General features: G+C 61.5%; 15 protein-coding genes and 1 pseudogene. 13 read left to right on the forward strand and 3 right to left on the reverse strand.

The genetic code is table 11. The features are described 5' to 3' along the window. Positions 1–42 precede the first annotated feature (42 nt). On the reverse strand, positions 43–1233 hold the full coding sequence (locus IQ265_RS21040; RefSeq protein ID WP_347404994.1) for a helix-turn-helix domain-containing protein: 1191 nt from the start codon (positions 1231–1233) through the stop codon (positions 43–45). Positions 1234–1555: 322 nt separating this feature from the next. Here IQ265_RS21040 and IQ265_RS21045 point away from each other — a divergent pair, with 322 nt between their 5' ends. The 8 genes and pseudogenes from IQ265_RS21045 to IQ265_RS21080 all read left to right on the forward strand — a co-directional run bounded on the left by IQ265_RS21045 (position 1556) and on the right by IQ265_RS21080 (position 10709). Further along, positions 1556–2641 (forward strand): glycosyltransferase family 9 protein, encoded by a 1086-nt coding sequence (locus tag IQ265_RS21045; RefSeq protein ID WP_194057217.1) that lies wholly within the window; start codon positions 1556–1558, stop codon positions 2639–2641. Continuing rightward, complete coding sequence (locus IQ265_RS21050; RefSeq protein WP_194057259.1) at positions 2631–3044, forward strand: hypothetical protein; 414 nt, start codon at positions 2631–2633, stop codon at positions 3042–3044. Before IQ265_RS21045 ends, IQ265_RS21050 begins: the two co-directional genes overlap by 11 nt. Positions 3045–3253: 209 nt before the next feature. After that, the gene (locus IQ265_RS21055) at positions 3254–4264 is read left to right on the forward strand and encodes a glycosyltransferase (RefSeq protein ID WP_194057219.1); all 1011 of its coding nucleotides are present in this window, start codon (positions 3254–3256) and stop codon (positions 4262–4264) included. 150 nt (positions 4265–4414) lie between these two features. Beyond that, positions 4415–6373 (forward strand): annotated as a pseudogene (locus tag IQ265_RS21060) (glycosyltransferase). 82 nt (positions 6374–6455) lie between these two features. Beyond that, entirely contained in the window at positions 6456–7220 is a 765-nt protein-coding gene (locus IQ265_RS21065) for an SDR family oxidoreductase (RefSeq protein WP_194057220.1), read from the forward strand. A 194-nt stretch (positions 7221–7414) separates the two neighbouring features. Further along, positions 7415–7999 carry an HAD family hydrolase gene (locus IQ265_RS21070; RefSeq protein WP_194057222.1) on the forward strand — a complete coding sequence of 195 codons (585 nt, stop codon included), beginning with the start codon at positions 7415–7417 and terminating at the stop codon, positions 7997–7999. Beyond that, positions 7987–9483 carry a D-glycero-beta-D-manno-heptose 1-phosphate adenylyltransferase gene (rfaE2, locus tag IQ265_RS21075; RefSeq protein WP_194057224.1) on the forward strand — a complete coding sequence of 499 codons (1497 nt, stop codon included), beginning with the start codon at positions 7987–7989 and terminating at the stop codon, positions 9481–9483. Before IQ265_RS21070 ends, rfaE2 begins: the two co-directional genes overlap by 13 nt. Beyond that, a complete protein-coding gene (locus tag IQ265_RS21080) occupies positions 9483–10709 on the forward strand; it encodes a glycosyltransferase family 9 protein (protein ID WP_194057226.1) in 1227 nt (408 codons plus the stop codon). Before rfaE2 ends, IQ265_RS21080 begins: the two co-directional genes overlap by 1 nt. A gap of 61 nt (positions 10710–10770) precedes the next feature. Here the strand turns inward: IQ265_RS21080 and IQ265_RS21085 are convergent, their stop codons facing one another. Further along, entirely contained in the window at positions 10771–11736 is a 966-nt protein-coding gene (locus IQ265_RS21085; protein WP_194057228.1) for a TIGR03885 family FMN-dependent LLM class oxidoreductase, read from the reverse strand. 196 nt (positions 11737–11932) lie between these two features. Continuing rightward, positions 11933–12307: a sensory rhodopsin transducer gene (locus tag IQ265_RS21090; RefSeq protein WP_194057230.1), complete on the reverse strand. Its 375-nt coding sequence runs from the start codon at positions 12305–12307 to the stop codon at positions 11933–11935. A 634-nt stretch (positions 12308–12941) separates the two neighbouring features. Between IQ265_RS21090 and IQ265_RS21095 the strand changes: the two genes are divergently transcribed. The 5 genes from IQ265_RS21095 to IQ265_RS21115 all read left to right on the forward strand — a co-directional run bounded on the left by IQ265_RS21095 (position 12942) and on the right by IQ265_RS21115 (position 18814). Next, positions 12942–13820 carry an SDR family oxidoreductase gene (locus tag IQ265_RS21095; RefSeq protein WP_194057233.1) on the forward strand — a complete coding sequence of 293 codons (879 nt, stop codon included), beginning with the start codon at positions 12942–12944 and terminating at the stop codon, positions 13818–13820. 336 nt (positions 13821–14156) lie between these two features. Beyond that, positions 14157–14963, forward strand: coding sequence for a glycosyltransferase family A protein (locus tag IQ265_RS21100; RefSeq protein WP_194057235.1), 807 nt, complete (start codon positions 14157–14159; stop codon positions 14961–14963). Positions 14964–15092: 129 nt separating this feature from the next. After that, positions 15093–15956, forward strand: a complete 864-nt coding sequence (locus IQ265_RS21105; RefSeq protein ID WP_194057237.1) for a M48 family metallopeptidase — start codon at positions 15093–15095, stop codon at positions 15954–15956. A 275-nt stretch (positions 15957–16231) separates the two neighbouring features. Then, a complete protein-coding gene (locus IQ265_RS21110; protein WP_194057239.1) occupies positions 16232–16513 on the forward strand; it encodes a hypothetical protein in 282 nt (93 codons plus the stop codon). A gap of 57 nt (positions 16514–16570) precedes the next feature. Then, the gene (locus IQ265_RS21115) at positions 16571–18814 is read left to right on the forward strand and encodes a glycosyltransferase family 9 protein (protein ID WP_194057241.1); all 2244 of its coding nucleotides are present in this window, start codon (positions 16571–16573) and stop codon (positions 18812–18814) included. Positions 18815–18999: the final 185 nt, after the last annotated feature.

The following is an 18999-nucleotide window of genomic DNA, read 5'->3' on the forward strand; positions in this document are numbered from 1 at the left end:
CCAGCCTAAACTCAACCGTTCAACTGTCAAAATGCCTATTCCTCAACAGGCCTGAAACTCCTGCAGTAAAAGCGCCAGCCGAATCTGCACCGCTTCGTCAAAGCGGCGGGGGTCGAGGCCCGTCAGCGAGGCGATTTTCTCCAGGCGGTAGGTCAGCGTATTGCGATGAATGCAGAGCTGCTTCGCCGTCGACGACAGCGCGCAATCGGCGGCAAAGAAAACCTTCAGCGTGCTGATTAAGTCGGGCTCATTGTCGAGAGGGCTGAGCAAATGCAGCGCCAGATCGACCTTGGTGCGCTCATCCGCCACGCAGGCAAAGGCCGCCATACCCAAGTCATCTAGACAGTAGACCCGGTTTTGGCCGTTAAACCGTCGCCCCAGCCGTAGCGCCACCTGGGCATCTTGGTACGAGCGCGACACCCCCAAAATACCGGGGTGATAACGGCCAATGCCAATGCACACCGTCGTGCCCGTAGTCTCGCGCAGCTGCTCCAGCAGGGCATTAGCCGCTCGCTTAAGGGCCTCCAGATTAGTCCAGGAGGAGCCGATCGCGTCTGCGGAAGTACCGCTGTGGTTGGCCCAGGGATGCAGGTTTTTGCTGTCGCTGGCCTTGAGTACGGCAAACTGCCCCCCGCCCAAATCGGCGCAGATGGTATCGTCGGGCAAATTAAAGAAGGTCACCGTACTGGTAATGATGGCTTGAGAACGGCGCTGCTGTTCATAGGTGGGCGCTTCTGCGCTGTAGCTAGCTGTCAAAATCGCCTCTGTAGCGTCGATTAAAATGACCGCTCGCGGCGGAGAAAAATCTATGCCAAGCAGAGCCGCCTGCTGTAGTGCCAGAGCTTCGTCTTTAATATGGCCCTGCAAAAGATTATAAATAACCTGATTCTTAAAAACTTGCTGGCTGGAAGGAGTGGAATAGGTAATCTGACTAATCATTAAGTCAATGTAAGCTTGAGTTAGCTTTGGCGAAAGCTTTTCGCCATCGGCCCACTGCTCAATAAAAACCACTCCCATCTGGTCATACACATGGAAGGGAAATTTTAAATACTGGCCAGCGCCGTTGTCGTTGCCCCCATTTTTTGACGATTCTTTTATAGAAGAAAGATCGTGTTCGACCCGCTGACTGGCCACTACGGTTTCGTCCGCATCACTGACTAAAACAGCGGTTTGTAGCAACGAAGACATTTGCTTGGCAACCACTTCAGCGATTTGATCAAAAGATTGAGCCACGGTCAAGCACGCTGTAGATAAAAACTGTACCAGATTAATCTTGCCAAACGCTGAGCAATTCTAGCAATTCACGTCACCCCAATGAACTAGCTTCGTGGTTGCGATCGATCTTGACACCTACCGAAAGAAATAGTTTTTTGCAATCAAAAGAGGTATCCCTAAAAAGAATCTTTTAAACCTTAAAAAGTTCTAAAAACTCAACTGTGCAAAATGCACAAACGGCATCAACAAAACAGCAGAATGTCTTGTCAAATGTCCAATGAAGTTATTTGCAAATCTGCCTAGTATGACATTTGTAGTTGTTAATTTAGGGCATTCGGCTATGGCCTATCGCCTTCCGATACCCGCGATCGCCCGAATTTTAGTGGTGCGCGCGCTGCCAGGTCTAGGGGATTTGTTGTGCGCGGTGCCAGCGCTGCGATCGCTGCGGCAGGCCTATCCCCAGGCCAAAATTACCTGGCTCGGCTTGCCGGGCACCGAGTGGTTTGGCCAGCGGTTTGCCCATTTGATCGATCGGTGGCTGCCCTTTCCCGGCTTTCCGGGCATTCCCGAGGGCTGGCAGGGGCCGCAGGCCACCATTGACTTTTGTCAGTCTTTGCAGAGTCAGGCCTACGACCTCACGCTGCAAATGCACGGCAGCGGCAGCTACATCAACCCGTTTCTCACCCTGCTCGGCGGCCAACACCAGGCCGGGTTCTACCTGCCAGGGCAGTATTGCCCCAATCCCCACTATTTTTTGCCCTACCCCCAGCAGGGTTCAGAGGTCGATCGCCTGCTCGATCTAATGCTGTTTTTGGGGCTGCCCGAAACCAACCGCACCCTCGAATTTCCGCTCGCCGAGGTAGAGTACCAGGCCGGTCTGCAGCTGCTAGAGGCGCACTCTCTGGTGCCGGGTCAGTACATTTGCCTGCATCCGGGGGCCAGCATTGAGTCGCGCCGCTGGTCGACGGTCGGGTTTATAGAGGTCGCGCGGCAGTTAGCCAGCCAGGGGCATCGCATTGTGCTCACCGGCACCGCCGCCGAGCGCAGATTGACCAATCAAGTTTCGGCCGCCATCAACCAGCCCGGCACGCCCCTGCCCGTCAATCTGGCGGGCCGCACCTGCCTGGGAGCCCTGTCGGTTTTGCTGCGCCACGCCGCCCTGCTGGTCTGCAACGACACCGGCATTTCGCACCTGGGGGCCGCGCTCAAGACCCCCAGCGTGGTCATATTTAGTGACTCAGACATGCAGCGCTGGGCACCCCTAAACGAAGCCCGCCACCGTCGCGTCGACAGCCGCCAGGCCGGCTCGGCAACCCCGGCCAGGGTGCTGGTGCAAGCCCACGACCTGCTCAGCTCTCCCCACGGTCCTGAGTCGCGGCCTGAATCGCGGCCTGAGTCGCTGATGGAGGCCTGCTATGGCCGTTAAAACCAGCGTCAATCTGCAACGAATTATCGTTTTTACCCAGTCCCCAAATTCAGCCCCAGCCGATCTACAGCACCTCTGTCCCCAGGCCAGCCTGACCGTTGTAGACCCCGCCCAGGTCGCCTGGCTGCTGCTTTCGCAAACCAGCGCCCCGGTCGATTGGCAGCGGGCGATCGCCTGGCTGCGCCAGCAGCAGTTCGACGCCGCCGTAATTTTCACTGCCCCCGGCCAGTCCCCTTATACCCTGGGCTACCTCTGCTACCTGGCAGGCATTCCCATCCGCATCGGCCAATCCTGCGAGTTTGGTGGCCAGGTACTCAGCCACTGCTCGCCCCCGGTTGGCGGAGACGGTGAGCAGCTGCTGAGCCTGCTGAGGGAGTGGGTGAGTGGGCAGGTGGGCGGGTAGGCGGGTGGTCGAGTGGAAGGGTGGATGAGTGGATGAGACCTAGCTGCAAGTCCTGAACTCCACCCATCCCCCCATTCCCAACTCCACCCCCTCACGAAGCCCTTTCCTACTCATCCACCCATCTACCCCCTACCCATCCACCCCTTACCCTCCCACCCGCCTACCCATCCACCCCCTACCCGCCTACCCCTTACCCATTCCCCACACCCATGCAACGCCTTCGCATCCTCACCTGGCACGTTCACGGCAGCTACCTCTACTACCTGACCCAGTGCCCCCACGACTTTTACCTGCCAACCAAGCCGGGGCATCCCGAAGGGTACGGCGGACGGCTGCCGGGGTTTGACTGGGGCCACAACGTCTTCGACATTGCGGCAGAAGACGTGCGCCATCAGGAGTTCGACTGCATCTTGTACCAGTCGCGCCGCAACTACGAGCAGGATCAGCACGAGATTCTCAGCCCCGAACAGCGGCAGCTACCGCAGCTGTTTTTGGAGCACGACCCGCCCCGCGAGCACCCCACCGACACTCGCCACGGGGTTGACGATCCTGGGGTGCTGCTGGTGCATGTAACGGCCTTTAACCGGCTGATGTGGGACTGTGGCCGCACTCCCACCCGAGTGATTGAGCACGGGGTAACGGTGCCCGAAGAGGTGCAGTACACAGGCGAAATTGCCAAGGGCATTGTGGTGGTGAACGGGTTGCGATCGCGCGGTCGCCGCCTGGGAGCCGACCTGTTTCAGCAGGTGCGTCAGCACATTCCCCTCGATCTGGTCGGCATGGATTCTGAAAGCCTCGGCGGTCTGGGCAATATCTCCCACCGCGACCTACCCGCCCTAATGGCCCGCTACCGATTTTTCTTTCACCCCGTGCGCTACACCAGCCTGGGCCTAGCCGTCTGCGAAGCCATGTATCTGGGCCTGCCCATCGTCGGCCTCGCCACCACCGAGCTACCCACCGTGGTTGAAAACGACGTTTCTGGCTTTATTCACACCGATCCAGCGGCGCTCATCAAGCAGATGCAGCAGCTAATTGACCACCCCGACCTCGCCCGTCACCTCAGCCAGGGAGCCCAAACCGTCGGCCAAACCCGATTTAACCTGTACCACTTTGTGCAGGACTGGAACGCCGCCTTTGCCGACGCCATTCAGCTCAGGCAGGACCAGAATCACCGCCCGCCCGCGCTGGCGGCCCCACCCCCCCAAGGCCGGAGTCGCTAGCGATCTAAGCCTCATTTTCCCATCCCCCTCTCCTTCGACTCCGCTTCCTTCGACTCCGCTCAGGAACCGACCTTCCTCCCATCCCTCTCTCCTTCGACTCCGCTCAGGAGCCGACCCGCCTACCCATCCACCCTCTCACCCCTCACAGCTATGACCAAACGAATCGCCATCATCAGCGAACACGCCTCACCCCTGGGCACCTTTGGCGGTACCGACAGCGGCGGCCAGAATGTCTACGTGGGCCAGACGGCCAAGCAGCTCGCCGCCCTGGGCTACAAGGTTGACGTTTTTACCCGGCGCGATGCCCCCGACCTGCCCGAGGCGGTGCTGTGGCATCAGGGGGTGCGCGTTATTCATGTGCCAGCGGGGCCGCCGGAGCCGGTGCCCAAAGAACAGCTGCTGCCCCACATGAAGGCATTCACCCGCTTTATGGTGGCCTTTGCCCGTCGCGAACAGCAGCAGAACGGCGGCTACGATCTGGTGCACGCCAATTTTTGGATGTCGGCGCGGGTGGCCAGCCAGATCAAGCAGTACACCGGCATTCCCTTTGTGGTCACGTTTCACGCCCTGGGTAAGGTGCGGCGGCGTTACCAGGGCGAGGCCGATGGCTTCCCGGACGATCGCTTTGCCATTGAAGAACAGGTCGTGCAGGCGGCAGACGGCATTATCGCTGAATGCCCCCAGGATCGCGACGACCTGATTCAGCTCTACGGGGCCGACGCCCGCAAGATTCACGTCGTGCCCTGCGGGGTCGATTTGAGCGAGTTTTGGCCAATTCCAAAAGGGCAGGCCAGGGCTACTCTGGGGCTGCCCGCCGCCGAGCGGGTGGTGCTGCAGCTGGGTCGCATGGTGCCGCGCAAGGGGGTCGATACGGTCGTAGAGGCGATCGCGCTGCTGAACCGGCAGCGGCTGCCGACCCGGCTGGTGGTGGTCGGGGGCGAGTCGGCGGTGCCCGACCCACAGGTTACGCCCGAGATTGGTCGCCTGCAGGCGATCGCGGCTGATCTGGGCATCGGCGATCGGGTCTCCTTTATCGGCCAGCGGGGGCGCGAGGTGCTGAAGTACTTCTACAGCGCCGCCGATGTGTTTGTGACTACCCCCTGGTACGAGCCCTTTGGCATTACCCCGCTGGAGGCGATGGCCTGCGGCACTCCCGTGATTGGCTCAAATGTGGGGGGCATCAAGTTCACGGTGCGCGATGGCGAAACGGGCTACCTGGTAGCGCCTAAGAATGCTCAGGAGGTCTGCGATCGCATTGCCTTCCTGTACCAAAACCCGACCATGCTCAACCTGTTTGGTCGCCAGGCCCAGCGCCATGTGGCGCGACGGTTTACCTGGGCCAAGGTGGCCAGCGCCCTGGCGGGCATCTATGAGTCGGTGCTCAGCACCAGCCTCAGCGCCAACGCCACCGCCGAAACCACCATCAACGACCTGGCTCAGATCGAGGCCCGGTTCGATGCCTCCATTTTGGCGATGCGGCAGGCCCGTCGCCTGGTCAGCGCCGACATTCTGGCGGTGTCTCGACAGATTAGCGAATGCTTTAACCGGGGGGGCAAGGTGCTGGTCTGCGGCAACGGGGGCAGCGCCGCCGAATCGCAGCACTTCGCCGCCGAACTGGTGGGTCGGTTTTGCTCCCACCACCGCACCGGGCTGCCGGTGATGGCCCTGACCGCCGATGTGGCCCTGCTCACCGCCTGGGCCAACGATGTCGGCTACAGCGATATTTTCGCTCGCCAGGTCTACACCTTTGCCCAGCCCGACGACCTGCTGCTGGTCATCAGCACCAGCGGCAAGTCTGAAAACCTGGTGCAGGCGGTGGCGGCGGCTAAAGCCTGCAACGTGCGCACCGTTGGCCTGCTGGGCGGCAGCRGCNNGGYGANCCTGSWGYMCCTRRYSSMSYWGKCWWTMTGSNNGNTGSCWANCCNSGAYYYYSASCGNAYYCAGNAMGKGYWGYTNNNGCTGGCCMWSSWSCTGMYSKGCKASYGGGTYGRSRCCGACCTGGAGCGCTCCGACCCGCCCGCCCTGCCGCGATCGCAGGAGGAAGCCACCCCGCTCCACCCCAGGGTGGTCAGCACCGCCGCCTCGCTGCCCGCCAGTCAAAGTTCTTAGTTCAAAATTCAAACCCTGCTTTTTGAATTTTGCCTTTTTAATTTTGAACCTTACCCAACCAATTCATCAGAAAGGAAATCCCATGCAGACTCTTTCCAAACCCTCCACCCAGTTCCCCGCCCTCGCCAACAAAGTAGCCATCGTCACCGGAGGCGCGCGGGGCCTAGGTGCGGCCACCTGTCGCTGCCTGGCCGAAGCCGGGCTGAAAGTCGTTGTCGCCGACCTGCGCCACGAACTCGCCACCGAACTGGTGCAGGAAATTGAATCATCCACCGGCCAGCAGGGTCAGGCGATCGCCCTCAACCTCGATGTCACCAGCCCCGCCAGCGCTACGGCTCTGTTGGAGCAGGTGCGCGATCGCTACGGCCGCATCGACGTGCTGATCAACAACGCCGGCATCGACATCACCGAATCGATTGAAGACCTCACCACCGACCAGTGGCAGCAGGTGATCGGCGTCAACCTCAGCGGCCCCTTCTTCATGTCAAAGGCCGTCTTCCCTGAAATGCGCCAAAACGGCGGCGGCCACATCATCAACATTGTCTCCACCGCCGCCAAACGCGCCTGGGCCAACGCCTCCGCCTACCACGCCAGCAAGTGGGGCCTGCTCGGCTTCTCCCAGGCCCTCCACGTCGAAGGGCGACCCCACAACATCAAAGTCACCTCTTTGATTGCTGGCGGCATGCGCACCCCCTTTCTGCTCGATCGCTTCCCCGACATCGACCAGAACACCCTGCAAGACCCCGCCAACGTCGCCGAAACCATCCGCTACCTGCTGACGCAGCCCCAGGGCACGGTGATTTCAGAAATGATGGTGCTGCCGATGAAAGAGACGTCTTGGCCGTAGGTGGGTAGGCGGGTAGGCGGGTGGATGAGTGGATGGGTGGATGGGTAGGCGGGTTAGTAGTTTTGAATGCTATCCCCTTGTCCAATTCTCCACTCATCCCCTACCCCCATTGCCCACTCTCTGCTCCCACCCATCCACCCTCCCACTCATCTACCCATCCACTCTCCTACTCTCCCACCCATCCACCCTCCCCAATGCTTCCCGCAATCTTCCTCGACAAAGACGGCACGCTGATTGAAGACGTCCCCTACAACGTCGACCCAGACCTGATCCGACTGGGTGCGGGGGTAGCGACGGGGGTACGGCGGCTGTACGAGGCGGGGTTTGCCCTGGTGGTGGTGACGAACCAGTCGGGGGTGGCGCGGGGATACTTTGCTGAAAGCGCGATCGCTCCTGTAGAGCAGCGCCTCCGTCAGCTGCTGGGCGTGCCCCTGGCTGGGTTTTACTACTGCCCCCACCACCCCGAGGGGGCCGTGGCTCGCTACGCCTTTCGCTGTCGCTGTCGCAAACCCGAGCCGGGTATGCTGCGGCGGGCGGCGGCAGACCTAAACCTAAACCTGGAGCGCTCCTGGCTGGTGGGCGACATTCTCAACGACATTGAGGCGGGGCGGCGGGCTGGGTGCCGCACCATCTTGCTCGACAACGGCAACGAAACCGAATGGGTTTTGAACCCGGGGCGGGTGCCCCACCAGACCGTAGCTACCTTTGACCAGGCCGCCGACATTATTCTTCAGCACCGCTCTGCAGCAATACCATGCACATCCCCATGCAAACAATAGATGCTCAAACCAAACGACTGCTTAACCTGATCACCAGCTTCTCTGACCTGCGGGTGCTGGTGATTGGCGATGCCATGCTCGACACCTACCTGCAGGGGGCAACCACGCGCCTGTGCCGCGAGGCCCCGGTGCCCATTGTGGATGTGGGGGAAGCCAACCACGTGCCGGGCGGAGCCGCCAATACCGCCGCCAATGTGGCAGCCCTGGGGGCCGAGGCCTACCTGCTAACGGTAGTTGGCGACGACGCAGCCGGGCAGCAGCTAGAAGAAGCGCTGGCCGACGGTGGGGTAAAACTAGCGGGGGTAGTGCGATCGCGCGATCGCGCTACCCTGGTTAAACAGCGTTTGCTGGCCGATCAGCAGCTGCTGGTGCGCTTTGATCAGGGCAGTACCACCGACCTTTCAGGCCGCGATGAAGAGCAGCTCTTGGCCCAGCTAGAGCGCTACTTTTCCCTCTGCGATGCCGTGATTATTTCAGACTACGCCTACGGCATCATCACGCCGCAGGTCACCCTGGCCCTGCAGCGGTTGCAGGCGCTGCACCCCCGCATTTTGGTGGCCGACTCCAAGCGCCTGGAGGTCTACAAGCGGCTGGACGTGACAGCGGTGAAGCCCAACTACGACGAAGCTATTGCCCTGCTGGGGCTACCGCGTCTGTCGGGGGCGGCCAGGGTCGAGCAAATGACCCGCCACGGCCAGCGGGTGCTCAGCGAAACCGGAGCCTGGATGGCCGCCATCACCCTCGATCGCGACGGCGTTCTGATCTTTTTGGAAGACGGTGAGGGCAGCGTGGGTGAGCCCACCCGCACCCTGGCCATCCCCGCCCCCAATACCCACGCCACCGGGGCAGGCGATACCTACGTGGCCACCCTGGCCCTGGCCCTGGCCGCCGAGGCCGACCCCCACGGAGCCGCCTCGCTGGCGGCCACCGCAACGGCAGTGGTGGTCACAGAACCGGGCACCACTCGCTGCCACCCCCTGGCCCTGCGGCGGGCGCTAATGGAGGGCAACAAGCGGATTATGGATCAGACCGAGCTGGTGTCGATCGTGGCGCAGCAGCGGCACCGGGGCCAGCGGATTGTGTTTACCAACGGCTGCTTCGACATCTTGCACTCGGGCCACGTCACCTGCCTGGAGCGAGCCAAAGCCCTGGGCGACGTGCTGATTGTTGGGGTCAATACCGACGACAGCATCCGCCAGCTCAAGGGGCCAACCCGCCCGGTAAACGCCCTGGCCGATCGCCTCACGGTGCTAGCTGCCCTGGGCTGCGTCGACTACGTAGTGCCCTTTGCCGACCTGGCCCCCCGCGAGCTAATTCGCCTGATTCGCCCCGATGTCTACGCCAAGGGCGGCGACTACACTCGCCAGTCGCTACCCGAAACGCCCCTGATTGAAGAACTGGGTGGTGAGGTGGTGATTGTGCCCTACGTGGGCGATCGCTCCACCACCGGCCTGATTCAGCAAATTCGCGCCGGAGACTCGTAATGGATTGGAACACCGCCCAGCGGATTCTCTGCGTTCGCCTCGACAGCCTGGGGGATGTGCTAATGACCACCCCGGCCATGGCTGCGATCAAGGCCAGCCGCCCCGGCTGCCACCTCACCCTGATGACCTCGGCGGCGGGGGCTGCGATCGCCCCCCAGCTGCCCATGGTCGACGAGGTCTGGGTCTACGATGCCCCCTGGCTCAAGGCTACCGCCCCCCGCGAAACCAGCCAGCCCGAGCACGACATGCTGGCCGAACTGCGGCGGCGGCGCTTTGATGCCGCGATTATTTTCACCGTCTACAGCCAGAACCCGCTACCCACCGCCACCATGGCCTACCTGGCCGACATTCCCCTGCGGCTGGCTCACTGCCGCGAAAACCCCTACCAGCTGCTCACCGACCACATTCCTGAACCCGAACCCGAGCTCAGCCGCCACGAAGTGCAGCGCCAGCTCGATTTAGTCGCCAGCGTGGGCTATACCAACCCCGACTCGCGCCTGCGGCTAACTGTGCCTACCCTAGCTCAGCAGCGAATCACGACCCTGCTGGGTGAACTGGGTTTATCGCCGCAACCAACGAAAACCCCAAGGCCAGCCAGAGACCCCGTAGGGGCACAGCATGCTGTGCCCCTACCGATTGGGGGTATGCAAGAGACAAATTCAGACCAGCCCTGGATCGTGATTCATCCTGGGGCCTCGGCACCCTCCCGCCGTTATCCGCCCGAGCTGTTTGCTCAAGTGGCGCGATCGCTCGTTCAATCGGGCCTCACCGTTCTCTTTACCGGCACTCCGCCCGAGCGCGACCTGGTCGAAAGCATTCGCGATCAAATGGATGCGCCCTCCTACTCCCTGGTGGGTCTGCTCGATTTGAAGGATCTGTCGGCGCTGCTGGCCGCCGCCCCGCTGCTGCTCTCCAACAACACCGGCCCGGTTCACATTGCCGCCGCCGTCGGCACCCCCGTGGTCGATCTCTACGCCCTCACCAACCTGCAGCACACTCCCTGGCAGGTGCCCCACCAGGTGCTGTTTCACGACGTGCCCTGCCGTCTCTGCTACAAGAGCATTTGCCCGGAGGGGCACCACGCCTGCCTGCGCCAGGTTGAACCCCAGGCGGTGGTGGCGGCGGTGCTTGAACTGCTGTTTATGGAGCAGTTCAAGCTAGAACATCAAGCCATTGTGGCCAAAAACCCGTTGGCCAAGAACCCCGTTTATTCGTCGCTAATTTAAGGACAGATCTTGCCTGCAGGACTAGAAACCGGGTTTTTGAAGCTGCTGCCAGGGTTCGAGATTATCTCCCGGTCAAGGCCGGAATCACTGTTTCGCCAAAGGTGTCAATGAACTGGGCCTGGGCGGTGTTGACATTGTGCAAAATCAGCTCGTCAAAGCCCAGCTCAATGTCGGCCTTGAGCCAGTCGAGGTGCTGCTGGGGGTCGGCCGAAATGCGTACGTGCTGATCCATCTCGTCGGGGGTAACAAAGGCTCCAGCGGCGTCAAATTGCTCAACGGTGCGAATGTCACTCAGCAGCACGCTTTTGAAGATGTTGTTGCGCCACTGCTGGTGGGCTCCCTCGCGGGCGGCCTCTTGAGTGCGATCGTAGGAGAGCTGCACCTTGAGAATCATCGGTTTGCCCTCGCCACCGCCGCGCCGAAAGGCATCGACCACGGGCTTGAGCTGCTCGGGCGGGCGCGAGGTGGTAATCAGCCCATCGGCCCAGCTTCCCAACCACTCAGCGGTTTGAGGCGTAATGGCAGCCCCAATGACTTGCGGCTGATAGTCAGGTCGGGTGTACAGTTTGGCGTCTTCTATCGCGACTAGGCCGTGGTGGTTGATGGTTTCACCTGCCCAGAGCGCGCGCATGATGTCGACGCATTCCTTTAGGCGGCGGTTGCGATCGCCCTTACACGGCCAGTGGGTGCCGGTAATGTGCTCGTTAATTGCCTGCCCGCTGCCCACCGTTAGCCAAAAGCGGTGAGGAAACATTTCCATCAGCGTGGCCGCCGCCTGGGCAATGATGGCCGGATGGTAGCGCTGCCCCGGCGCATTCACAATTCGAAAGTGCAGGTTGGTCGCCTGCATCGCCGCCCCTAGCCACGACCAGGCAAACCCGCTCTCGCCCTGGTCTTCGCTCCAGGGGAAAAAGTGGTCAGACGACAGAGCGTGGGTAAAGCCTGCCTGTTCAGCCCGCTGCACCCATTCGAGCAGCTGGCTCGGTTTGAACTGTTCGTGGGAGGCGTGATAGCCGAGATGAACCATGGTAGTAGAGGGGATTTAGAGGTGGATGGGTGGGAGGGTGGATGGGTGGATGCGTGGGAGGGTAGGAGAGTGGATGGATGAGCGGGAGGGTGAGGGAGTGGATGAGTGGGAGGGTGGATGAGGTAATGAAGGGATGGCATTTAATTCCGTACTCATCCACCCATCTACCCATCTACCCATCTACCCATCTACCCATTCACCCCGCGTAGGCGATGGTGCTAAGCAGCGCGGTTTCGGCCTGGCGGGAGTCGAGGCGGGTATGCTGCACTACAATCGGCACGTCAGCGGTAATCACGCTGGCGTAGTCGGTACCTCTGGGCACAGGTTCGGGGTCTTGCAAGTCGTTGAACCTCACGTGCTGGGTGCGGCGGGCGGGCACAGTGACCCGGTAGGGGCCAACGGGGTCGCGATCGCTGAAGTAGAGCACAATCTCCACCTGAGCATCCTGGTCCGACGTATTCAGCAAACAGGCCGTTTCGTGGCTGACAAACTCCGGCGGTCGGTCGGTGTTGTCGGGGGGAATGTAGCCCTCAGCGATCGCCCAGCAGGTTTTGCCAATCGGATTTGCCATAAACCGTCTCCCCATGTGCTGACGCAGTATTAACGCAATGCTTTGAGATGCACTGCAGCTGAAGCGGCGCTGCCAACCAGAACCTCAGCCAATAGGAGCCTACCGGGCCTGCCTGCGCAATTCGTCTGCCAGGAGGACCACTTCGCCCGCCGCTGCGCTCTCTCTTGGGAGGGGGATGGGTAGGCGGGTGGATGAGTGGGCGGGTGGATGAGTGGGCGGGTGGATGGGTAGGCGAGTGGGCGAGCCGGTCGGTCGGTCGGTCGGTTCCTGAGCGGAGTCGAAGGAGAGCGGAGTCGAAGGAGAGCGGAGTCGAAGGAGAGCGGAGTCGAAGGAGAGCGGNGTCGNNGKMGRWSGGSTMSNGAGSGKMGNTCGRWKSMNGAGCGRAGTYGAAGGAGANNNANGKKGWAGGAGNNGGTCGGTCGGTTCCTGAGCGGAGTCGAAGGAGAGCGGAGTCGAAGGWGAGCAAGGGGGTGCGGGAGGGGTCAACGCAGCAGCAAACACCTACTCAAACATTCTCCGAAGAAAGAAAAACCATTACCAAAATGCTTCACAAACTCTCACCTGCAACAGAGGACAGTAAAGCACCGGCTCAGAACTCTAAAGGGGTGCCCCACAATACTGCGAGGATTTTGTTATGACCGGTCGTTTAGAAGGCAAAGTCGCCATCATCACCGGGGCCGCCGCCGGTATGGGTGAAGCGATCGCCCACAAGTTTGCCGCCGAAGGAGCCAAAGTTGTTATCAACGGGCTGCCCGATGACCCTATTGACGATGTGGCCCAGGCCATTCGTAAGCACGGCAGCGAGGTCGCCGTCTACAAAGGCGATATTTCCCAGGTTGAGGAGGCTCAGGCCTGTGTGCAGACCGCGATCGACACCTTCGGCCAAATCGACATTCTCATCAACAATGCCGGGGTATTTTTGGTCACCGCCGAAACCCAAGACTACCCGGTTGATCTGTTCGATCGCACTGTTCAAATGAATATGCGCTCCGCCTTTCTAATGACCAAACACGCCCTGCCCTACTTGCAGCAGAGCCGGGGCAATATTGTCTCCGCCGGGTCTGAGGCCGGGTTTAATGGCCTGGCCCAAAACACTACCTACGGCGGCACCAAAGGCTGGATGCACTCCTTCATGAAAGGGGTAGCCGTCGAGCAGGCAAAGTACGGCGTGCGCGCCAACTGCGTCTGCCCCGGCGCGATCGACACCGCCTGGACGCATAAAGAAACCGGCCCTATGGACGAACAAATGGAGGAGATGCTGATTCAGGCTACCCCCATGGCCCGCCGTGGCACCCCCGAAGAAATGGCCAACGTCTACGCCTTTTTGGCTAGCGATGAGGCTAGCTACGTCACAGGTGCGCTGTGGCTAGCCGATGGTGGCGTCACCGTAGCCAAAGGTTCCGTCGGTAGCCAGGTGCCCGACGAACTCAAGCGCGAACCCACCGGACAGCTCACCGACCTGCGCCACAGCCGCGAAGGCCTGGCCAACAAAGCCACCAAGACCCTGAAGTAGTTTGTCAGGAATGTGGGGGCTTCGACGATATGGGGGCTGAGCGGAGTCGAAGCCCCCATATCCCCATCCCCACCTTGCGGAAAGCGGCTCCACGTCTACATTCCCCCATCTCCCTCTCCTCTCCCTCGACTCCGCTCTCCTTCGACTCCGCTCAGGAACCGACCGACCATCTCCTTCAACTTCGCTCTCCTTCAACTTCGCTCTCCTTCGACTCCGCTCAGGAGCCGACCGACCGACCCTCTCCTTCGACTCCGCTCAGGAGCCGACCCGCCTACCCATCTACCCATCCACCCGCCGACCCATCTACCCATCTACCCGCCCACCCATCCACCCAAAATGCCCTCCACCGACATCCTCATCCCCACCTACAACCGGCCCGATGCCCTGGCGGCAACCCTGACCAGCCTGTGCGCCCAGACCTGCCAAGATTTTCGGGTCACGGTTTCTGACCAAACCGACGACCTCGATCTCAGCACTCTGGGAACCATTCAAACGGTGCTGCGGGTGCTGGAGGCCCACGGCAACGCGCCGCGTCTGCTCAAACACCTGCCCCGGCTCGGCATTGCTGAGCACCGTCAGTTTTTGCTAGAGCAGGCTAGCGCCCCCTATGTGCTGTTTATTGACGACGATGTGCTGCTAGAGCCCTGGGTGCTGGAGCTGTTGCTAGAGACCATTCAGCGCGAGGGGTGTGGCTTTGTCGGCAACCCGTTGACCGGGCTGAGCTATAGCGACGATGTGCGCCCCCACGAGCAGCAGCCGTTTACTCCCTGGCAGGGGCCTGTGCAGCCCGAAACCATCGCCAAAGGGACTCCTGAGTGGGAGCGGTGGCGGCTCCACAACGCAGCCAACCCCTTGCACCTACAGGAAAAATATGGCTTTACCCCCGAGCGACCCTGCACCTACCACGTCGCCTGGATTGGCGGCTGTGTGTTGTTCGATCGCGCCAAGCTGGAATCGGTGGGTGGGTTTGCCTTCTGGTCAGACCTACCGCCCGAGAGCTGCGGCGAAGACGTGCTGGTGCAGCAGCGGGTGATGAAGCAGTACGGCGGCTGCGGCGTGCTGCCGTCGGGGGCCTACCACCAGGAGCTGCCGACCACAATTGGCGATCGCACCTTCAGCGCCCCCAACCTGCTGCCGGTCTAGCCACCTATTCATTTCACAAAGCTCTCACCTCCGACCCTGGCCATTTCCCTCAGCGGTAAGAGTCCGATACCCGACGTTTTTCTCACCATAAGAGTAGACAGATCTGCATTTAGAGGAGAGAACAGACCTATGGCTTGGCCAGTCAAGAGCAGACTCATTGGTGGATTGGCCGGAGCGCTGATGTTGGGCCTGCCCAGTACCGCGATTGCCGCCACTGCCACCATTCAGCCCCAGGCAGCCCACAGCACGGCACAGATTCGGCTCGGCCTCGCAGAGCTGTTCCAAAACGTTTTTCGCTACATACAAGTCAGCACCATCTCCGACCAGGAAGAGGTCGAACTGGGCCGCCAGATCAACCAGATGGTGCTGAGCCAGCAGTACCAGCTTTACAGCAACCGCCAAGTGCAGCAGTACGTTGACCAGGTGGGGCAGCGACTTGTTGCAGCTAGCGACAGCCGCGACATTCCCTACACTTTCCAGGTTGTCAGCAGCGATCAAGTCAACGCCTTTGCCACACCGGGGGGCTTCGTCTACGTCACCACGGGGCTGCTGCAAGAAGCCGACAACGAAGCCCAGCTGGCCTCGGTGTTGGCCCACGAAATTGCCCACATCAATGAACGCCACAGCATTCAGGCCCTGCGGCGAGCCGTACTGGCCCAGGGCATTGCCGAGACCGCTGGGGTAGAGACGAGCGCCCTGGCCCAGGTTGGCTACCAGGTCGCCTTTGAACTGCCGCGATCGCGTGACTTTGAGTACGCTGCCGATGCCGCTGGGCTGCAAATTCTTCAGGCGGCGGGCTACCCACCTGAGGCCTTCGTCAGCTTTCTAGAACAGCTGATGGACTCCTCCGCCCAGCCAGAATTTTTGCGCACCCACCCCGCTAGCGACAGCCGCATTCGCGAACTGCGCTCCCAGTACAGCACCAGCGCCAGCGTTCCCCAGCAGGGCACCAGCACCAGCACCTACCGAGAGGCCATTGCCCCGCTCGACTAAAACAACTCGCTGATGTTCCTTTAACCCCTACCTTCCGAAAGAGGCTGCCCCATGATCCCGCCGGTACGTTGATATAGAGAAGTTCGAGAGCGTGGTTTTGAGTTTTGAGCTGCTGTCAACATTCTTTCAAATCGGTCTGCAATCTACCCAAAGTTGCAGACCGATAGGGACGAAAGCAGTTTGAAACTCAAAACTTTCTTTCGCAGGTTTCTTATTTATTTGTGGACGTAGAAAAATCGATTTTTGGGCAGTTTTAAGCAGGGGCTATTTTATAGATGGCGAAATCAGACAGCAAGACCACGACCGACCACAACACCATTAAAAAGTGGGTTGAGTCACGGGGTGGCTTTCCTGCCACGGTTAAAAGCACAAAGGAAAACGGCGACCCTGGCCTGCTGCGCATTGACTTCCCCGGCTACAGCGGCAAAGACTCGCTAGAGCGCATTGAGTGGGACGATTTTTTTGACAAATTTGAAGAGAGCAGCCTCGCGCTGCTGTACCAGGAAGAGCTAAAGAGCGGCGAAGAGAGCCGATTTTGCAAGTTAGTGAGTCGGTAAGCTCAGGCAAGCGCTTAGCTTAAAGGGTGGCTCTCAACTCAAACTTCTTTTCCTGTCGTGACCAGAATTCTCTTCATTGAACTCCTTGGTGGTCTGGGAGATGTCTTAATTGCTCTGCCAGCAATTCAGGCCCTAGCGGCTTCCCACGCCCCAGCCCACGTGACGGTGCTCACCTTTGCCCCAGGCGACCAGCTACTCGCCCACCATCCCCTGGTGCAGCAGGTTTGGACAGCCGCCCCAGGGCAGGCTCGACTGGCGGTGGCCAAGGTCTTACAGCATTCCTTCGATCTTGTCGTGACCGACACCACCTACGATGGCATTGCCGATCTGGTCGCGCAATCTAGCGCCGGGCGCACGGTGACAAACCTGTGGCGCAGCCCCCCCGCCGAGCAGCTAGTGAGCGATCGCATGCTGCAGATTCTCCAGGCCGAATCGCTCGTCACCCCTGAGGCCGCCCAGGCCCACCGCCACCCCCGCCTGTACCTGAGCGAAGCCGAGCAGACCTCCGTACAAACTCAGCTGGCCTCAATGCCGCGCCCCCGCATTGGGCTGTATGCCGATGCCGGAATGGCCATCAAGCAGTGGTCGCCCGATCGCTTTGTGGCCCTGGGAAAACTTCTTCAGCACCGCTACGATGCCCACCTGGTCGTCCCCGTCGGAGCCTCCCTAGAGCAGGCGCAAACCATCGCTGACCCGCTCGAAACCGCTGCCCTCTGGCCCCGTGGCTCCCTGCGGGAGCTAGCCGCCCTCTTCGCCCAGCTTGACTGCGTAGTTGCAGGCGACACCGGCCCCGCCCGCATCGCCGCCGCCGTCGGCACCCCTACCATCACCCTGTTTGGCCCCTCCTGGGCTGGCCGCTACGGGCAGCCCGCCCCCCACTACAACCTCCAGGGCTACCCACCCTGCTCTGAACGCAACATCGCCAACTTCACCGAGCAACCCTGCTGGTACAGCGGCACCTGCCCTTTTCCGTGGGATACCTGCGTCAGCTTGATTGCCCCTGAAGCCGTCGCCGATGCCGTAGGGAAAGTGCTGGGAGCGTGGGAGCGTGGGAGTGTGGGAGCGTGGGAGCGTGGGAGTGTGGGAGCGTTGGCGAGTGGGAGCGTGGGAGCGTGGGAGCGTGAGAGTGTAGACAAGCACGGGCTAGATAAAGCTCAACCCTCCCCACCTACCCGCCCACCCATCCACCCGCCCACCCATCCACCCATCCACCCATCCACCCATCCACCCATCCACCCGCCCACCCACCTACCCGCCTACCCATCCACCCACCTACCCACCCACCCACCCACCTGGCCCGCCACCCGCAACCTCCTCCTCCTCCGCCCCGACAACATTGGCGACGTGCTGATGACCGCCCCCGCTCTGCGGGCGATTAAAGAAACTCAGCCCGAGACGCGCGTGACCCTGCTGGCTAGCCCGGCGGGGTCGCTGGCAGCGGCGGTGCTGCCCTGGGTAGATGAGGTGATCACCCACCGCACCCTGTGGCAGGCGTTAGACCGGCCCCCCGGCGATCTGGAGCAGGAGTGGCAGCTGATCGAAACCCTCAAGGCCCGCCAGTTTGACGGGGCGATCGCCCTCACCAGCTTCAAACAAAGCCCCCACCCCGCCGCCTTTATTTGTCAGATGGCGAGCATTCCCCTGCGGCTGGGGGCCTCTAAAGAAACTGGGGAATGCCTCACCCACCGCCTGGCCAACCTGCCCGACGACCTGCACCAGGTCGATCGCAACCTGCGTCTGGTGGAAGCGGCAGGGTATCAAGTGCGCGATCGCCACCTCTCCCTCGCCATCCCCACGTCCCCCCACATCCCTGCCCAGCCCTACCTGCTGCTCAACCCCTGGACCAGCTGCCCCTCGCGCATGTACGACCTGGAACGATTTGCGATCGCCGCCCGCACCCTGGCCGAAACCACTAACTGGCCTGTCGTCGTCACCGGCACCGACAAAAACCGCGCCGCCGCCGAGCCCCTGCTGGCCACCCTCGGCCTCCACGCCATCGACCTAATCGGCAAAACCACCCTCTCCGACCTCGTCGCCCTGGTCGCCAAAGCCCAGCTCCTGCTCTCCAACAACACCTCGACCATGCACATCGCCGACGCCACCCAGACCCCCAGCGTCATTCTCTTTGCCGGAACAGAGCTAGAGCGCCAGTGGCAGCCCCGCCAAACCCGCGCCCACCTGCTCCGTCGCCCCACCCCCTGCAACCCCTGCTACGCCTTCACCTGCCCCTACGCGATGGAATGCCTCGACATTCCCCCCACCGAAGTCGTCACCGCCGCCCTCTCCCTCCTAGGCACCTAGCCCCCCTTCCTCTCCTTCGACTCCGCTCTCCTTCGACTCCGCTCTCCTTCGACTTCGCTCAGGAACCGCTCCGCCTACCCCCCCCCCCCTCCCACCCACCCACCCCCCCCCCCCCCCCCCCCCCCCCCCCCCCCCCCCCCCCCCCCCCCCCCCCCCCCCCCCCCCCCCCGCCACACCCCCCCCGC

Origin of the sequence: Nodosilinea sp. LEGE 06152 (assembly GCF_015207525.1) — a bacterium.
Classification (GTDB): Bacteria; Cyanobacteriota; Cyanobacteriia; order Phormidesmidales; family Phormidesmidaceae; genus Nodosilinea.

What these genes read in the sequence shown, in the direction of transcription:
- IQ265_RS21045 (WP_194057217.1), top strand. Translation starts at nt 1,556, where the DNA reads ATGGCCTATCGCCTTCCGATACCCGCGATCGCCCGAATTTTAGTGGTG.
- IQ265_RS21050 (WP_194057259.1), top strand. Translation starts at nt 2,631, where the DNA reads ATGGCCGTTAAAACCAGCGTCAATCTGCAACGAATTATCGTTTTTACC.
- IQ265_RS21055 (WP_194057219.1), top strand. Translation starts at nt 3,254, where the DNA reads ATGCAACGCCTTCGCATCCTCACCTGGCACGTTCACGGCAGCTACCTC.
- IQ265_RS21065 (WP_194057220.1), top strand. Translation starts at nt 6,456, where the DNA reads ATGCAGACTCTTTCCAAACCCTCCACCCAGTTCCCCGCCCTCGCCAAC.
- IQ265_RS21070 (WP_194057222.1), top strand. Translation starts at nt 7,415, where the DNA reads ATGCTTCCCGCAATCTTCCTCGACAAAGACGGCACGCTGATTGAAGAC.
- rfaE2 (WP_194057224.1), top strand. Translation starts at nt 7,987, where the DNA reads ATGCAAACAATAGATGCTCAAACCAAACGACTGCTTAACCTGATCACC.
- IQ265_RS21080 (WP_194057226.1), top strand. Translation starts at nt 9,483, where the DNA reads ATGGATTGGAACACCGCCCAGCGGATTCTCTGCGTTCGCCTCGACAGC.
- IQ265_RS21085 (WP_194057228.1), bottom strand. Translation starts at nt 11,736, where the DNA reads ATGGTTCATCTCGGCTATCACGCCTCCCACGAACAGTTCAAACCGAGC.
- IQ265_RS21090 (WP_194057230.1), bottom strand. Translation starts at nt 12,307, where the DNA reads ATGGCAAATCCGATTGGCAAAACCTGCTGGGCGATCGCTGAGGGCTAC.
- IQ265_RS21095 (WP_194057233.1), top strand. Translation starts at nt 12,942, where the DNA reads ATGACCGGTCGTTTAGAAGGCAAAGTCGCCATCATCACCGGGGCCGCC.
- IQ265_RS21100 (WP_194057235.1), top strand. Translation starts at nt 14,157, where the DNA reads ATGCCCTCCACCGACATCCTCATCCCCACCTACAACCGGCCCGATGCC.
- IQ265_RS21105 (WP_194057237.1), top strand. Translation starts at nt 15,093, where the DNA reads ATGGCTTGGCCAGTCAAGAGCAGACTCATTGGTGGATTGGCCGGAGCG.
- IQ265_RS21110 (WP_194057239.1), top strand. Translation starts at nt 16,232, where the DNA reads ATGGCGAAATCAGACAGCAAGACCACGACCGACCACAACACCATTAAA.